14 protein-coding genes are annotated in these 14,541 nt (G+C 45.1%); 12 read left to right on the forward strand and 2 right to left on the reverse strand.

Annotated features, from left to right (window positions below; genetic code table 11):
- The first annotated feature begins 186 nt into the window (after positions 1-186).
- The 5 genes from IFU39_RS15320 to IFU39_RS15340 all read left to right on the forward strand — a co-directional run bounded on the left by IFU39_RS15320 (position 187) and on the right by IFU39_RS15340 (position 8,052).
- Positions 187-1,644, forward strand: a complete 1,458-nt coding sequence (locus IFU39_RS15320) for a glycoside hydrolase family 1 protein (protein ID WP_192133469.1) — start codon at positions 187-189, stop codon at positions 1,642-1,644.
- A gap of 170 nt (positions 1,645-1,814) precedes the next feature.
- Positions 1,815-3,488, forward strand: coding sequence for an S-layer homology domain-containing protein (locus tag IFU39_RS15325; protein WP_192133471.1), 1,674 nt, complete (start codon positions 1,815-1,817; stop codon positions 3,486-3,488).
- A gap of 21 nt (positions 3,489-3,509) precedes the next feature.
- Entirely contained in the window at positions 3,510-4,934 is a 1,425-nt protein-coding gene (locus IFU39_RS15330; RefSeq protein ID WP_091014346.1) for a glycoside hydrolase family 1 protein, read from the forward strand.
- A 233-nt stretch (positions 4,935-5,167) separates the two neighbouring features.
- Positions 5,168-6,019 carry a BglG family transcription antiterminator LicT gene (gene licT / locus IFU39_RS15335; RefSeq protein WP_036668684.1) on the forward strand — a complete coding sequence of 284 codons (852 nt, stop codon included), beginning with the start codon at positions 5,168-5,170 and terminating at the stop codon, positions 6,017-6,019.
- 128 nt (positions 6,020-6,147) lie between these two features.
- The gene (locus IFU39_RS15340) at positions 6,148-8,052 is read left to right on the forward strand and encodes a beta-glucoside-specific PTS transporter subunit IIABC (RefSeq protein WP_192133473.1); all 1,905 of its coding nucleotides are present in this window, start codon (positions 6,148-6,150) and stop codon (positions 8,050-8,052) included.
- A gap of 71 nt (positions 8,053-8,123) precedes the next feature.
- Here IFU39_RS15340 and IFU39_RS15345 read toward each other — a convergent pair whose 3' ends face one another.
- Positions 8,124-9,026 carry a LysR family transcriptional regulator gene (locus IFU39_RS15345; RefSeq protein ID WP_192133475.1) on the reverse strand — a complete coding sequence of 301 codons (903 nt, stop codon included), beginning with the start codon at positions 9,024-9,026 and terminating at the stop codon, positions 8,124-8,126.
- Positions 9,027-9,210: 184 nt separating this feature from the next.
- Here IFU39_RS15345 and IFU39_RS32950 point away from each other — a divergent pair, with 184 nt between their 5' ends.
- On the forward strand, positions 9,211-9,798 hold the full coding sequence (locus IFU39_RS32950; RefSeq protein WP_192133477.1) for an ankyrin repeat domain-containing protein: 588 nt from the start codon (positions 9,211-9,213) through the stop codon (positions 9,796-9,798).
- A gap of 50 nt (positions 9,799-9,848) precedes the next feature.
- Positions 9,849-11,192, forward strand: a complete 1,344-nt coding sequence (locus IFU39_RS15355) for a uracil/xanthine transporter (protein ID WP_223199750.1) — start codon at positions 9,849-9,851, stop codon at positions 11,190-11,192.
- Between the two features lie 83 nt (positions 11,193-11,275).
- On the opposite strand, the gene IFU39_RS15360 is transcribed toward IFU39_RS15355, so the two are convergent.
- Positions 11,276-11,653 carry a PilZ domain-containing protein gene (locus IFU39_RS15360; RefSeq protein WP_091013573.1) on the reverse strand — a complete coding sequence of 126 codons (378 nt, stop codon included), beginning with the start codon at positions 11,651-11,653 and terminating at the stop codon, positions 11,276-11,278.
- 188 nt (positions 11,654-11,841) lie between these two features.
- Here IFU39_RS15360 and IFU39_RS15365 point away from each other — a divergent pair, with 188 nt between their 5' ends.
- Genes IFU39_RS15365 through IFU39_RS15385 form a run of 5 tightly spaced genes read left to right on the forward strand, consistent with a single transcriptional unit; the run spans position 11,842 to position 14,472 of the window.
- On the forward strand, positions 11,842-12,309 hold the full coding sequence (locus tag IFU39_RS15365; RefSeq protein WP_197997799.1) for a DUF6386 family protein: 468 nt from the start codon (positions 11,842-11,844) through the stop codon (positions 12,307-12,309).
- A 28-nt stretch (positions 12,310-12,337) separates the two neighbouring features.
- Positions 12,338-13,018 (forward strand): hypothetical protein, encoded by a 681-nt coding sequence (locus IFU39_RS15370; protein ID WP_192133481.1) that lies wholly within the window; start codon positions 12,338-12,340, stop codon positions 13,016-13,018.
- Complete coding sequence (locus tag IFU39_RS15375) at positions 12,978-13,694, forward strand: SMI1/KNR4 family protein (protein WP_244660991.1); 717 nt, start codon at positions 12,978-12,980, stop codon at positions 13,692-13,694. Before IFU39_RS15370 ends, IFU39_RS15375 begins: the two co-directional genes overlap by 41 nt.
- Before the next feature lie 13 nt (positions 13,695-13,707).
- Positions 13,708-14,034 (forward strand): hypothetical protein, encoded by a 327-nt coding sequence (locus IFU39_RS15380; RefSeq protein ID WP_192133483.1) that lies wholly within the window; start codon positions 13,708-13,710, stop codon positions 14,032-14,034.
- 36 nt (positions 14,035-14,070) lie between these two features.
- Positions 14,071-14,472, forward strand: coding sequence for a hypothetical protein (locus IFU39_RS15385; RefSeq protein ID WP_192133486.1), 402 nt, complete (start codon positions 14,071-14,073; stop codon positions 14,470-14,472).
- Positions 14,473-14,541 lie beyond the last annotated feature (69 nt).

The following is a 14,541-nucleotide window of genomic DNA, read 5'->3' on the forward strand; positions in this document are numbered from 1 at the left end:
ACGCAATAACATCTTTTGATGGATTGTAACTGTGAAGACAGGCAAAACCTAAACTGATGGTGAAATGAAGGCCCCTTTTTTTGGTGCTATTTTACCTTGAGTTTAGGTTTTTCTTGTTTTCTGCTCTAAATCACACCATTTTCACCTGGAAAAACCAAAATAAATTTCGAAAAGAGGTTGTTGTTCATGACCACGGCAAAAAAAGGATTCCCCGAAAACTTCCTGTGGGGTGGCGCTACAGCTGCCAATCAATTGGAGGGTGCATTCGATAAGGACGGCAAAGGTCTCTCCACAGCGGACATGATTGCTCATGTTCCGAAAGAGAAGCGTACAGGCGGACATGCCATGGAAATTTCCTCTTCCCGAATTGAAGAGATTCTCTCTGGCAAAATTGAAGAACGTTTCCCAAAACGTTTTGGTATTGATTTCTACCATCACTTTAAAGAAGATATTGCATTGTTCGCTGAGATGGGCTTCAAAGTATTCCGCTTGTCCATTCACTGGGCACGTATTTTCCCGAACGGTTATGATCAAGAGCCGAATGAAGCAGGTCTGAAATTCTACGATGAAGTATTCGACGAATTGTTGAAATACGGTATTGAGCCACTCGTTACATTGTCTCACTACGAGACTCCGCTTGGCTTGACGCAAAAATACAATGGCTGGGCTGGCCGTGAAGTAATTCAGCACTATGTTCGATATGCAGAAACGGTGTTCAACCGTTATAAAAATAAAGTGAAATACTGGCTGACGTTTAATGAAATTAACGTTATGCTGTTCAGCCCGTACACTGGCGGCGGCATTCTGATCGATAAAGTGGACAACAAACTGCAGACGACGTATCAAGCGCTTCATCATCAATTTGTAGCAAGTGCCATGGTTACGAAGCTTGCACACGAAATTATCCCAGGTTCCCAAGTCGGCTGTATGCTTGCTCGTATGGAAACTTATGCAGCAACATGTAATCCGGTAGATGTTCGTCTGGCTCAGCACGAGAATCAGATCAACCTCTTCTTCACGGACATGCATGCTCGTGGTAAATACCCGAACTACATGGCTCGTTATTTTGAAGAAAACGACATCGTGATCCAAAAAGAAGCAGGCGATGACGAGATCTTGCTGAACAATACCGTTGATTTCATCTCCTTCAGTTACTACATGTCCGTGACCAAATCCGCTTCTGCCAACGAAGCAGAGACATCCGGCAACCTGACTGGCGGTGTGAAAAACCCTTATCTGGAAGCGTCCGACTGGGGCTGGGAGATCGATCCGATCGGTCTGCGCGTAACCCTGAACAACTTCTGGGATCGTTACCAGAAACCATTGTTCATCGTGGAAAATGGTTTGGGTGCCTATGATAAAGTTGAAGAAGATGGTTCGATCCATGACTCCTATCGTGTGGATTACCTGAAAAAACACATCGAACAAATGAAAGAAGCCATCAAAGATGGCGTCGATCTGATTGGATTTACGGCATGGGGCCCGATTGACCTTGTGAGCATGTCCACTTCCGAAATGTCCAAACGTTATGGTTTCATCTACGTGGATCTGGATGACGAAGGTAACGGAACACTCAAACGTTCCAAAAAGGATTCATTCGACTGGTACAAAAATGTAATCTCCAGCAATGGTGAGCAGCTGTAATTCTCTCGTTACAAGGATTGTTACCGCATAAACAGCGGGCAAAACTTAACACGAAAGTAGCTATCTCAATGAACTCATGGTTTTGAGGGCCCTTTTGGTTAGTGCTTGTCCGCTTTTCCATGTGTTGCCCAACATTACATTGGAGGGATTGTCGTTTGAAAAGATGGAACATGAGCACACAGAGTGCGAGATGGATGCTAGCATTAACCCTGTGCCTAACCACAATTTGGCCTGCAGCAGCGAGTGCGGAAAGTGTTGAGGTCAGTCGGATTCAGGCAAATACCTATGTAGGTGATCCGGGAGAAATGGTCGAATCCTTTGATATTACCATTGCCAATCCCGTGAAATATCAGAATCTAAAAGCTTCTGACTTCGAAATTACAGGCAATTATGATGGTTATCCATTAAATGAAGCAGAAGAAATTGTACAAACTAACTATGCAGACGACGGGATAAAATTGACGATTCAGGATCATACCATCCATATGGAGGTCGAGCCGTTTAAATATCCTGGAGGTATGATTTCAAAATTTAAGGTAACGAACAAAACGTATCCAGAGCTATCTTTTGATGAGACCAATGTGGATAAGGTTGTTACCCGAACCGTCGATGATTTTGAAAAAGGTACGTACACGGGCAGCAACGGTGAAACGTTGTCTTACCGTCTGAAGCGTAGTCCTTCCACCAACGCACAACCGCTTGTCGTATGGCTTCATGGCGGGGGAGAAGTAGGTACGGATGGTAGAAGTCATCTTACGGCTAATCGTGGAGCAGTAGTCTGGACAGAATCGGGGTATGATACTTCCGTGCTTGCTGTACAGTATCCCGAGAATTACAGTTTCAAAATTTACGATAACACTGAACAACTGGCTAAAATGCAAGCCTATTTTGTTGCACAGTATGAGCTGATCCAGAAGCTTGTAGCTGAAGGGGAGGTTGATCCGGATCGGATTTATCTGGCTGGTGTATCTAGTGGGGGTGGCGGAGCCCTTCGGTTTATGATGCAATATCCGGATCTGTTTGCAGGAGCTGTTGTCATTGCGGCCAAGGATACAGTTGCAGATTATACGGGGTCTGTGGATGGATTTAAAGATGCACTTAAAGATATAGTGAATGTTCCTATTTGGCTTCACCATGCTAAGGGTGATCCTACAACAGATAGTCGTACGAGTATACTTGCGTATGAAGCGTTGTTGGAACTAGGGAGTGATCCGGACATTTTCGTATACGATGATGATTTCATGGAAGGAAATAATCTCTATGGTGGATTGAAACATTGGTCGTGGGTTCCTGCTTTGGCAAGTTATCAGACACCTGACTTTTTGTTTAATCAAGACAAAGGAATATCTGATGCCGATATATATACCCGGATGGACCGGAGAATTAAAGCGTATGAAATTGTGGATCGGACTCAGCTTGCCGTATGGATTGCTGATTTTTTGAAACTCCCAAATCCTCAATATGAAGAGAGTTATAGCGATACGTTTGAGCGATGGTCTCAAAAGGCTATTTCGCAGGTTACAGAAGCAGGTGTAATGCAAGGAACGGGGAATAATAAATTTTCCCCATTAGGTGATATAACACGAGCTCAATTAGCGGTTATTTTGGACAAAATGAAGAAAAACTTGGGTATAGAACCTGATCAATCAGAGGCGGCTATGTTTGATGATGTACCTCCGACTCATTGGGCATATGAAGCAATACGAAACAGCTCACAATACGATATTATGGGCGGCAAAGAGGCACAACTTTTTGCACCTAATGATGTGGTTGATGGAGAAGAATTTCATGATATTATGGGCCGCTTGTATCTGACAAAGGCGAATCGACACTTAGAAGACTAAATAATGAGAGGAATGATTGATATGACTACACCATTTCCGAAAGACTTCCTATGGGGCGGCGCTGTAGCAGCCAACCAACTTGAAGGAGCTTATAATACAGATGGCAAAGGTCTGTCTGTTCAAGATGTAATGCCACACGGGATTACAACGCCTAGAACGGAAGCACCTACAGAAGATAACCTGAAACTGATCGGTATCGATTTCTACAACCGTTACAAAGAGGATGTTAAACTGTTTGCTGAAATGGGCTTCAAAGTGTTCCGTACATCTATCGCTTGGTCCCGTATCTTCCCTAAAGGTGATGAATTGGAACCAAACGAGAAAGGTCTGCAATTCTATGATGACCTGTTCGATGAGTGCCACAAATACGGGATTGAACCACTCGTAACGATCTCTCACTATGAGACACCGCTGCATTTGTCCAAAACATATGATGGCTGGGTTAACCGTAAAATGATCGATTTCTACGAGCGTTATGTAACAGTTCTTTTCAACCGTTTCAAAGGCAAAGTTAAATACTGGCTGACGTTCAACGAAATCAACTCCATTCTGGAAGAGCCATTCATGAGCGGCGGAATCTATACGCCAAAAGCAGAACTGTCCAAACAGGATCTGTATCAAGCAATCCATCATGAATTGGTGGCCAGTGCGTTAGCAGTAAAACTGGGACATGAAATTATGCCTGAAGCCAAAATTGGCTGTATGGTACTGAGCATGCCTACGTATCCGCTGACTCCGAACCCGGATGATGTGGTTGCAGCGATGCATGCTGAACAGCGCAATGATATCTTTGCTGATATCCATGCACGTGGTTATTATCCAAAATACATTAATCGTTATTTCAAAGCGAATAATATCAATATTAAGTTTGAAGATGGCGATGCTGAAATTCTGAAGCATACCGTAGACTTTATCTCGTTCAGTTATTATGTAAGTATCTGTGAGACTGGTGATCCCGAGAAACGTATCGAAGGAAAAGGAAACCTGTTCGCAGGTGTGCAAAACCCTTATCTGAAAGCGAGTGAGTGGGGCTGGCAGATCGATCCGCAAGGACTGCGCGTAACCTTGAACAAATACTGGGACCGTTATCAAAAACCATTGTTTATTGTCGAAAATGGCCTGGGTGCAGTCGATGAGCTGATCACGGACGAAGATGGCAATAAAACCGTGAACGATGATTACCGTATTCAATACTTGAATGACCATCTGGTACAGGTTGGCGAAGCTCTTGAGGATGGCGTAGAAGTGATGGGTTATACGTCATGGGGCTGTATTGACCTGGTAAGTGCTTCAACAGCAGAGATGAAGAAGCGTTATGGTTTCATCTATGTAGACCGCAACAATGATGGTTCAGGAACATTGGATCGTTACAAGAAAAAATCATTCCATTGGTACAAGGAAGTTATTAGTACAAATGGCGCAAGTCTTAAGAACAGTAACGAGTAAATGCTAGTTCTATAAGCATAGTTGTACTAGCACCTTTTTATGTCACATTAACGCACATTAACCGCTTTCACAAAAACATTGTCATATGGATAATTATATGGTAAGATGGGCCTAAGGCTAATGAATACTGGATTGTTACTGTTCAATCAGGCAAAACCAGAAGCGGGGCATATTTCGTGACCTGCTTTGGTTTTGCCTTTTACTACTTTGACGGTGCAAGGTGATGTGAAGAAATGAAAATTGAGAAGGTGCTGAACAACAACGTAGTTACCGTAATTGATCCGGGAGGAAACGAACTGGTCGTTATGGGACGTGGAATTGCCTTCAAAAAGCATACTGGTGAATCGATTGACGAGAGTCTCGTCGAAAAAATATTCTCGCTTGAAAGTAAGGAAGTATCACAGAAACTTAAAACACTTCTGTCTGATATCCCGGTTGAATATGTCGAGTGCTCGGATGAGATTATCCGTTATGCCGAGACGGTGTTAGGTGAGAAGCTGCATGAAAGCATCTACATTTCACTGACGGATCATATTCATTTTGCCATTGATCGACATCGTCAAGGATTGCAGATCCGTAACGCATTGTTCTGGGAGATCAAGCGCATGTACCGGAAGGAATATGCCATTGGACTCAAGGCGCTACAGATTATTGAGGAAACGTTAGGTGTCCTGTTACCCGAAGACGAATGCGCATTCATTGCAATGCATCTGGTTAATGCCCAGATGAACGGTGAGATGAGGGAAACGATCAGTATTACGAACATTGTTAAGGACATACTTAACATCGTAAGACGTAGCTTTGTGATTGAACTTGATGAAGATTCATTGAGTTATTATCGGTTTTTAACTCATCTGAAGTTCTTTGCCCAACGTGTGTTGCAAGGAACAGCGATTGAAGATAAAGAAGAAGATAACCCGCTTCATGACTTGGTGAGCAAGCAGTATCCGGAAGCACATGCATGTGCAGTAAGGATCAGTGACTATACGCGTAAGATCTATAATCGGGTGTTGTCCAAGGAAGAAATACTGTATCTGACCATTCATATTGAACGAGTTGTCAGAAATGAACAAACAATTGAATAAAATTGGGATTGTTACTGCTAAAAAGGCAAAACCTAAACGTTGAATAATGATAAGCTTTTCTGCTTTGTCATTGTTCAGTGTTTAGGTTTTTTTTTAACCTTCATTACACATAAAAGGAGCAAAACACAATGGATAAACAACAATTGTCCAAGGATATTTTGAAGCTTGTTGGTGGCGAAGAGAATATCGATCAAGTCACACACTGTATGACAAGACTCAGATTTAACCTGAATGACAACCAAAAAGCGGACAAAGCGACGCTAAAAAATACACCAGGCGTGATGGGCGTGATGGAAAACGGTGGACAGTTCCAGGTTATCATCGGTAACGATGTACCTATCGTGTATAACGCACTCGTTGGCAACATGTCCAAATCACCGACCGCAGATAATGCAACCTCAAGCGCTTCAACTGGGGAGAAGAAAAAGAGAAATCCAATAAGTGCGCTGTTCGACTTCATTTCAGGTATGTTTACACCAATCCTGCCTGCAATTACGGGTGCTGGTATGATCAAAGGGATCGTGGCCATCTTTGTCGCACTTGGGTGGTTGTCCGACACTAGTTCAACCTATATCATTTTGTCGGCGATTGGTGACGGTGCATTCTACTTCCTGCCGATCATTCTGGCAATCAGTGCTGCCCGTAAACTGGGTAGCAATATGTATATTGCCGCAGCGCTCGCAGCAGGGATTATGCATCCGACCATTACAGCACTACTGGCGGATGGTCACAACTCATCATTTATGGGGATTACAGTCATAGCGGCAACGTATTCTTCTACAGTTATTCCGATTGTTCTAGCAGTTTGGATTGCTTCATATGTAGAGAAAGCCGTTGATCGTGTAACACATGCCTCACTTAAACTCTTGGTTGTTCCAACAGTTACCTTGTTGATTATGGTTCCACTGACATTGATGACAGTAGGTCCATTGGGTACGGTTCTTGGTAATGGTTTGTCCGGTGGTATTTCATGGTTGTTCGATAACATGTCCATCTTCGCAAGTATTCTGATTGGTGGTACGATGTCACTGCTAATCATTACAGGTATGCACTATGCGTTGCTGCCAATCGTAGTTGGTTCGATGACAACACTGGGTTACGACTTTATTATTCCACTGATGTTTGCAGCTAACTTGGCACAAGGTGGTGCAGCATTTGGTGTAGGTCTCAGATCGAGAAATGGCAAAACCAAATCCCTTGCATATTCCACAGGTCTCACGGCTATCATGGGGATTACGGAACCAGCGATGTATGGTATCAACATGAAGTTCAAAAAACCGTTTATTGCAGCCCTTATCGGGGGAGCGATTGCCGGTGGATTCATGGGTATCTTCAATGTTAAATCGTACGTTATTACAGGACTTGCAGGTCTGCCGAGTGTGGCAGCATTTATCAGTCCAGCAATTAGCACACTGCTCTATGCTCTGGCTGGTGGTTTGATTGCCATCGTAGCTGCAGCAGTACTGACGTACATTCTTGGATTCCAAGAAGAAAATGCAACAGAGCCAGCACCAGCAGGTGAGCCGGCAACACCAGCAGCAACAACTTCTGCTGTTGTAACTGAAGAAGCAAAAGCACAAGATGAGCAAATCTTCAGCCCAATCACAGGTGAAGTTAAACCGCTGAGCGAAGTGCCAGACCCTGCGTTCTCTGAAGAGATTATGGGTAAAGGATTTGCGATTCAACCATCTGAAGGACGTGTGGTTTCTCCAATTAACGGTACTGTGTTCTCGTTATCGAAGAGCGGACATGCCATTGGTCTGGTAAGTGATACAGGCGCAGAGATGTTGATTCATATCGGGATTGATACCGTGAAGTTGAAAGGTCAATTCTTCTCGCCTAAAGTTCAAGCAGGTGTGAAGGTTGCCGTAGGTGATGTACTGATGGAGTTCGACCGGGAACAGATCGAAAAAGCCGGTTATACAACGATTACACCAGTTATTATTACAAACATGCACCAGTATGAGTCGATTGAGTCTGCTGGTCGCACTACGATCAAAGAAAAAGACTTGTTGTTCACAGCTAAAGCTTAACCATAGAAATGAAACAGCAGCTTCACCGGAATGTAATCCGGTAAAGCTGCTGTTTTTTTGCTTATAGCCTTTTACATGGGAAGCATACCCTGCACCAGTTGTACAAAGTGCTGTGCAGGCTTGGACAAATAACGGTTCTGCAACCAGACCAGCGCCGAGCCAACCGTGGAATGCTGATCATGGATGCGATATACGTGGAATGGGTGCTCATGATATAGCTGTAGTACCGTGTGAGGCACGATGGAACTGGCGAAGCCGAGTCGGACCAGTTCCAGCAACATATTAATGTCTGAGCACTCACCCATGATAGAGGGGATAACCTGATGCTCCCGGAACTTGTCCAAAATTAGCTCGAACATACCGAGTCCTTCTGTGCTTGGAAGCAGTAGAGGGATACCTGTAAGCTGCTCAAAATAAGTCCCCATCTCCGCTCCTGGTCCCATCTCTGTCGGACTATCCAGCGGTGTTGAAGAAATATAGAAGAGTCGCTCCTGTGGCAGGTGCAGCACCTCATAGCGTTCTGTCTGGACGGGCATGCGTACACAGGCGAGTTCAACTTTGCCATCTTCCAGCAGGCGACATAATTGTGCAGACTCATTTTGCTGAATTTTATAGATAACCTGTGGATGGGTGGTGCGAAACTGTTGCAGTGCTTGCGGGATCAGGCGATCCGATATGGTATTGATGCCGATGGTGAGTTTGCCCCGTATGCCGTGACGGAAACTTTGCATCTCCATTACAGCTTCCTCCATATATTTGGTCAAGGTAACCGCATAATCATAGAAGCTGCGACCCGCCTGCGTTAGCTCCATCATACGTCCTTTGCGTTCAAATAGAATCACACCAAGCTCTTCTTCCATTAACTTAAGCTGCTGGCTTAAGGGTGGCTGAGCCATGTGAAGTCTTCGGGCAGCTGCTGTAATCTGTTTCTCCTCAGCAATGGCAATGAAATAGCGACATTGTTTGATATCCAAGTGGTTGTTCTCCTTCGCCTGCAATGTATATGTAATTCGTATGGAAAGCCAACAAAACATGTATTTTTAATATACTACGATCTTATGTTACCATACATTAGATTTGCATACCTGACTAACAGAGTTTGGTTTCTATATGAATATTATTGCATGAGAAAGACCTTGAATTGGAGGATAAAACAACGTGGTTAGAACAATACATGATGCTGCGCAAGCGGGACATACCGATGAGGTCATTCGATTTATCACACAACAGGGAAGCCGGTTGAATGAACGGGATGCATTGGGGCGAACACCTCTGCTGGCTGCGGTGCACGGTAACAAGATAGACACGGCAAGGATGTTAGTGGATGCCGGAGCCGACATTAATCTTCGGGATGCACGATTGGACAACCTGCTGTTATATGCGAGTGCTGAAGGTATGTATGGCATGGTCGAATTGGCGATTACAGCAGGTGCAGATACGAGGTTAACGAATCGTTTTGGCGGTACAGCTCTTATCCCAGCAGCAGATCGGGGCCATGTGGACATTGTGGAGCTTCTGCTGACACGCAGTGATGTGGATGTGAACCATATCAACAACCTGGGGTGGACAGCCTTACTGGAAGCGGTCATTTTGGGAGATGGCGGGCCGCGTCACCAGCAGATCGTTGCCTTGCTTTTGCAATATGGTGCAGATCCAAAGATTGCGGATCGGGACGGGATTACACCGCTTGCACATGCGAGCCGGCATCGGTATGCCGAGATGGAACGACTATTAACCCAAGTCTGAAGAGACTTATACATTTATAATACAGAACAGTGAAAGGATATTCCGAACGAATGAACAGACATCAAGAGCATTTTTTACAAAAGAATATGAAGGACGTATCTTCACTGATTTTGGCAGGTATACAGTGGTTTTTCTTCCTGTTTACCAATACCGTTGTTGTTCCGCTATCCATTGGACATAATTTTCATCTGTCTCCGGATGCCATCGCTGCCTCCATGCAGCACGCATTTATCCTTACCGGAGCAGTGTGTATTCTTCAAGCCGTATTTGGTCATCGATATGCGATTATGGATGGTCCGTCAGGGTTATGGTGGGGATTGACGCTAAGTTTGACGGTATCTGCTTCATCGGCAGGTATGAGTCTGGAGCGTATTGGCGGTGGACTGGCTGCAGGTTTTCTGTTAGCGGGACTAACGATGGTGATTCTGGGTTGGCTGGGAGCAGCGCAAGTGCTGCAAAAGCTGTTCACACCTATGGTGAAGAGTGCCATGTTGTTTCTAATGACGATTCAATTAACCATGAATTTTTTCAAAGGTATGATTGGATATACGGAGTTTGGTCGTTTCGATCTGCCTGTTGCCGCATTGTCCGTTGTCATTGCGTTTTTGGTGGCATGGATTCAATTAAAGGGTAGGGGGAAACTGGGGAACTACGCGATCCTGATTGGGATTGTGGCAGGCTGGATCGCTTATAGTCTATTGTTTCCTGGACAGCATAGCGGACAGCCGAATCAGGCCCCGGCAGGTCTCGAACTGTTTCCGTGGGGAGCACCCAGATGGGAACCGGGTATTGTCATTACTGCATTTTTCGTGGGGTTGGTGAACATGACGAATTCGATCACCACATTAAGCACAGTTGAGAAACTATACCGGACAGAAACAACAAGCCGTCAGTATAGGCATTCCTATGCGCTAACGGGTCTGTTCACGATGTTGTCAGCCTGTGTAGGTGTGCTGCCCTTTGGTTTATTTGCATCATCGATCGGATTCTTGGAGAGTACTCGCATTCTGCGTCGTGCTGCCTTGATAATTGGAGCGGGGATGTTATGTATGATAGGTCTTACACCTTCAGTGACAGCATTTTTTGCACAAATACCACCAAGCGTCGGCAGTGCGGTTTTGTTCGTGGCTTATCTTCAGATGTTCGGCACGGCACTAAGAACGCTTGAAGGTACAACGTTTAATTCTAAAACGATCTATCGTGTAGCGTTGCCGGTCCTCACGGGAGTTGCAGTCATGAATATTCCTGCTGAGGCCTTTCAAACCTTGCCCATGTACCTCATCCCGATCATAAGTAATGGTCTCGTCATTGGGGTATTGGTCTCACTGGTTCTTGAAAAAACCGTGAACTGGTCCAAAATGGAACAACCAGCGACAGTAAGTAAAGCGGCATAAAGAGTTTCATCTTGCGATAGTCCAATTTGATTGGGCTGTTTTTTTTGTTTTGTTTTTTTGTTATCAGTCTATATGGCATCTAACTATTTCACAATAATTTTGCCTTGTCCTGCAAGCATTCGCATCTCTCTAGAGAGACGGTCCTGGTTCCCATCCTGCATTTCGAGTTGAACACCATAATGCCATGAGGTGTTTTTTTCTTGACCCCAGCGGAGAGTGCCTTCCATATATAGAGGGTCTTCAAAGAGCAGCATATTCATTCCAATCCGAATATCGTTATTCTCTACAGGAAGGGACAGCGGAAATGACAGCTGACAGCCGGATCGACTGATATCGCAGAGTTCGGCCTGAATGGGTTTGGCTGGTGCGTTAACCCCGTTGATGCTGAGAATATAGATCTCAAAGTGGATTGGTTCCTTCAATGTGTAGCGAAAGGGTTCTTTTCTATTGTTCATTGACATGGCTTGGCTTCCTCCATCAGGTTCAAAAAAAGTCAGTTATGCTTATATCGACCATTTGGAGCAAGAAATGAAGAGTTGCGCAAGCAGAGATGGTCCATGGGTTCCTTTTACACGTGTATCAGGCTTGATATAATGATGGAATATATTTCTGAGGTCAGACCTGGATCAGACAGAAGGGACGGGTGAATATGAGAGGAACATTTCAAATGGTTACAGATACGGCAACATTGTGCCTGTATGATCTAGCAGCGTTAAAACATCGTGCTGAGGATACTTCGGACTGGTGGTCCATTCCAGTGGATGAGCTGGCTGAGGTGAATGCAGGTCATTGTCTGTTCCTGAATCTGGGTGCAGATGGAGTGTATGAGGTGGAATGGAGCCTGGAGGATGTAGAGGAGGATTCAGATCCAGATCGCGGAGCGGAACGGGAAAAGGTGTATCATCTGCAAGTTCCGTCTGGGCACGTCTATCTGGGGGCGGCGGATGATGTCACTGGCGGTGAATTAGAGCCGGATGAGACATGTGAAGGGGTTCTGTTTCAGTTAAAACCTGGAAATTATGCATGTATCGTCTCCAGAGAAGCTAGTCGGATCACCATTGTCATGATACCAAGTATTCAGGGAAATAACACGCTGGATGAATTAATCCGGATATAGTGTACAGATACAAACAGGAGGGATTCATATGCAGGAATGGAACGAGATAACGATGATGAATGCAGATGCCCTGCGTAAACAAATGAGAATACTCGCTGCTTTGGATATTATCTTTTCGGAGGAAGAATGGCTACGCGTTCATCATTATGAAGCTGAACTTCAGCCAGGTGTGGCATGGGGAAGCATCAATAACGGCGCAGGTGATCATCTGCATGTCTTGTTTACGAACTCAGGCACGTTGATCAAAGGATTTGATCATGAGTCACCTTTAAGTCCGCATGCTCGTGAGGATGGTGAGATTTATCCGGGAATGTACGATGAAGTGCCGGAGACGTTGATGGCTGTTCTGAGAGATCAGGAGGAAACATTGGATCTGGAGGATGTGACCTTTTGCCTATGGCAGGAAGGGAACGACTTGTCATGGAAGGTTGGTAACTGGATTCAGATGGCGATGGCCGAGGAAGGTGAAGCGGACGCCAGAGGTGGTGCAGAATTTTTGCTGGGATATTTGGAGAAGAACCCGGTAGATTACGTTGATTGGGCCAAAGGGTACTATGACTTGCCGGATCTGCCGTTGGAAGCCGTAGCTGAAGTATATGAAGAAAAACCGGTGACCGCCAGCCTGATTAAGCAGTTGTGTCCTGAGCGAGATGTGGCAGTAGTACTGGATGAGTTACAGCAACGCGGGTACGCCGTGGAACAAACGTAATAGAGTAGCTAAGGGAGATGGGGAAGCCATGTACAAGATGCAATTGGAGCGTATGCGTGAAAAGTTGATCACTCTACGAAGCCTGGACCCGGATCTGGACCTGTTTGGCGCAGAGAACCATGAATATGAAATGGCGTCTGTGTGGACGCAGAAGGATATTGCGCAATTTGAACAGAAATGGCGAATTGAGTTGCCGGAGGATTATAAGATATGGCTTCTTCATATGGGAACAGGTGGTGCAGGACCTTATTATGGTCTGGAAAATCCGGATGATGGCGTATACGCTGTGCTTGGTTATGAAGATGAGCTGAACGCGGTCTCGGACCCTTTCCAATTCACGGAAGCATGGAACTGGAACTATGACTGGTTCGATGACAGCAAGGAAGAAGAGGAATGGGAAGCGCTGGAACATGAATATTTTGATCCAAAGTGGTCAGCAGGCATGTTGCGCATCAGTGATTTTGGCTGTGGCATATCCATGAATCTGATTGTTAAGGGAGCCTCCTACGGAGAGGTCTGGGTTGATGACCGGGCTAACCGTAATGGAATTTATCCTGATCAGTATTGGGGCAATTCGAATCGACTACATTTTCTGGACTGGTATGAGTTGTGGTTGGATCGTTCGATCCATCAAATGCATGAACAAAAGCAACAATCTGGAGCGAACGAAGTCTAAAGGAGGTTGTACATTGGGCTGGGAATATGGGATTAGAGCAACGGAGCCTGCGATTTTACCTGAAGTTGTGAAGCGTCTGGCAAGTGCATTAACGTTTACCAACATGTACAGCTTAGAACGCCAAGCCAACGGTTTTGTACTGAAACGTGAAGATCCTTCCTGGCCGAGAGCCCTTGAAGTGTGGATAGAAGAGGCTTCCGGGTTGGAAGAGATTGTGGATGGGGAGTCGTATATCTACTGTTTGTTTCATATCTGGGGTGAAGAGGCGCGGAGTTGGATGCAACAGATGGAGCGAGAAACCAGCCAGGTTGATGGTGATTTAATCTGGTTTGAACTCTGATCGGTAAGAGATTTGCCTGAAACAGGAGGAGCATATATGGCTAAAAAATCAAAGAGGACAATTCCTGCGCTCATGTATCAGTATCAGGGTCCGCAGCGGAATGTGGGTTTTGTTTTATCCCCTTTATACATAGAAGAATCGGTTGAAGTAGAGATGGAAGACATGCTGTTCATATATAATGAAGACTTTGACTATATTCGTCCTGCATTGGATCGCGCATTTCCCTTAACTGATCCTCGAACTGGAGAAGAGATGAAGGCTCTTGATCCCTGCTGGGAGAATCCGATTACGAAGGAAGTGTGGGTGGGGATTTTATCAGAGCTGGATCAACAGCTGGTTGCAGAGCCTGAATTACGGAATTTTTTGAATCAGTTCACAGCTTGGGTGAGAAACCATCTGCAATTGGCCGACGGGATCGAAGTCACCGGTAACCTGTAAGTTAGTTGATCTTGAATTGTTCATGCTTGTGCGTAATTCAGTATACCGGCGGCCGAAGTGCTATGTAAT

It is taken from the genome of Paenibacillus sp. CFBP 13594 (genome assembly GCF_014842675.1).
In the GTDB taxonomy this organism is placed as follows: Bacteria; Bacillota; Bacilli; order Paenibacillales; family Paenibacillaceae; genus Paenibacillus; species Paenibacillus amylolyticus_B.

Coding starts and splice junctions, on each gene's coding strand:
- IFU39_RS15320 (WP_192133469.1), top strand. CDS start 187: ATGACCACGGCAAAAAAAGGATTCCCCGAAAACTTCCTGTGGGGTGGC.
- IFU39_RS15325 (WP_192133471.1), top strand. CDS start 1,815: ATGAGCACACAGAGTGCGAGATGGATGCTAGCATTAACCCTGTGCCTA.
- IFU39_RS15330 (WP_091014346.1), top strand. CDS start 3,510: ATGACTACACCATTTCCGAAAGACTTCCTATGGGGCGGCGCTGTAGCA.
- licT (WP_036668684.1), top strand. CDS start 5,168: ATGAAAATTGAGAAGGTGCTGAACAACAACGTAGTTACCGTAATTGAT.
- IFU39_RS15340 (WP_192133473.1), top strand. CDS start 6,148: ATGGATAAACAACAATTGTCCAAGGATATTTTGAAGCTTGTTGGTGGC.
- IFU39_RS15355 (WP_223199750.1), top strand. CDS start 9,849: ATGAACAGACATCAAGAGCATTTTTTACAAAAGAATATGAAGGACGTA.
- IFU39_RS15360 (WP_091013573.1), bottom strand. CDS start 11,653: ATGTCAATGAACAATAGAAAAGAACCCTTTCGCTACACATTGAAGGAA.
- IFU39_RS15365 (WP_197997799.1), top strand. CDS start 11,842: ATGAGAGGAACATTTCAAATGGTTACAGATACGGCAACATTGTGCCTG.
- IFU39_RS15370 (WP_192133481.1), top strand. CDS start 12,338: ATGCAGGAATGGAACGAGATAACGATGATGAATGCAGATGCCCTGCGT.
- IFU39_RS15375 (WP_244660991.1), top strand. CDS start 12,978: ATGAGTTACAGCAACGCGGGTACGCCGTGGAACAAACGTAATAGAGTA.
- IFU39_RS15385 (WP_192133486.1), top strand. CDS start 14,071: ATGGCTAAAAAATCAAAGAGGACAATTCCTGCGCTCATGTATCAGTAT.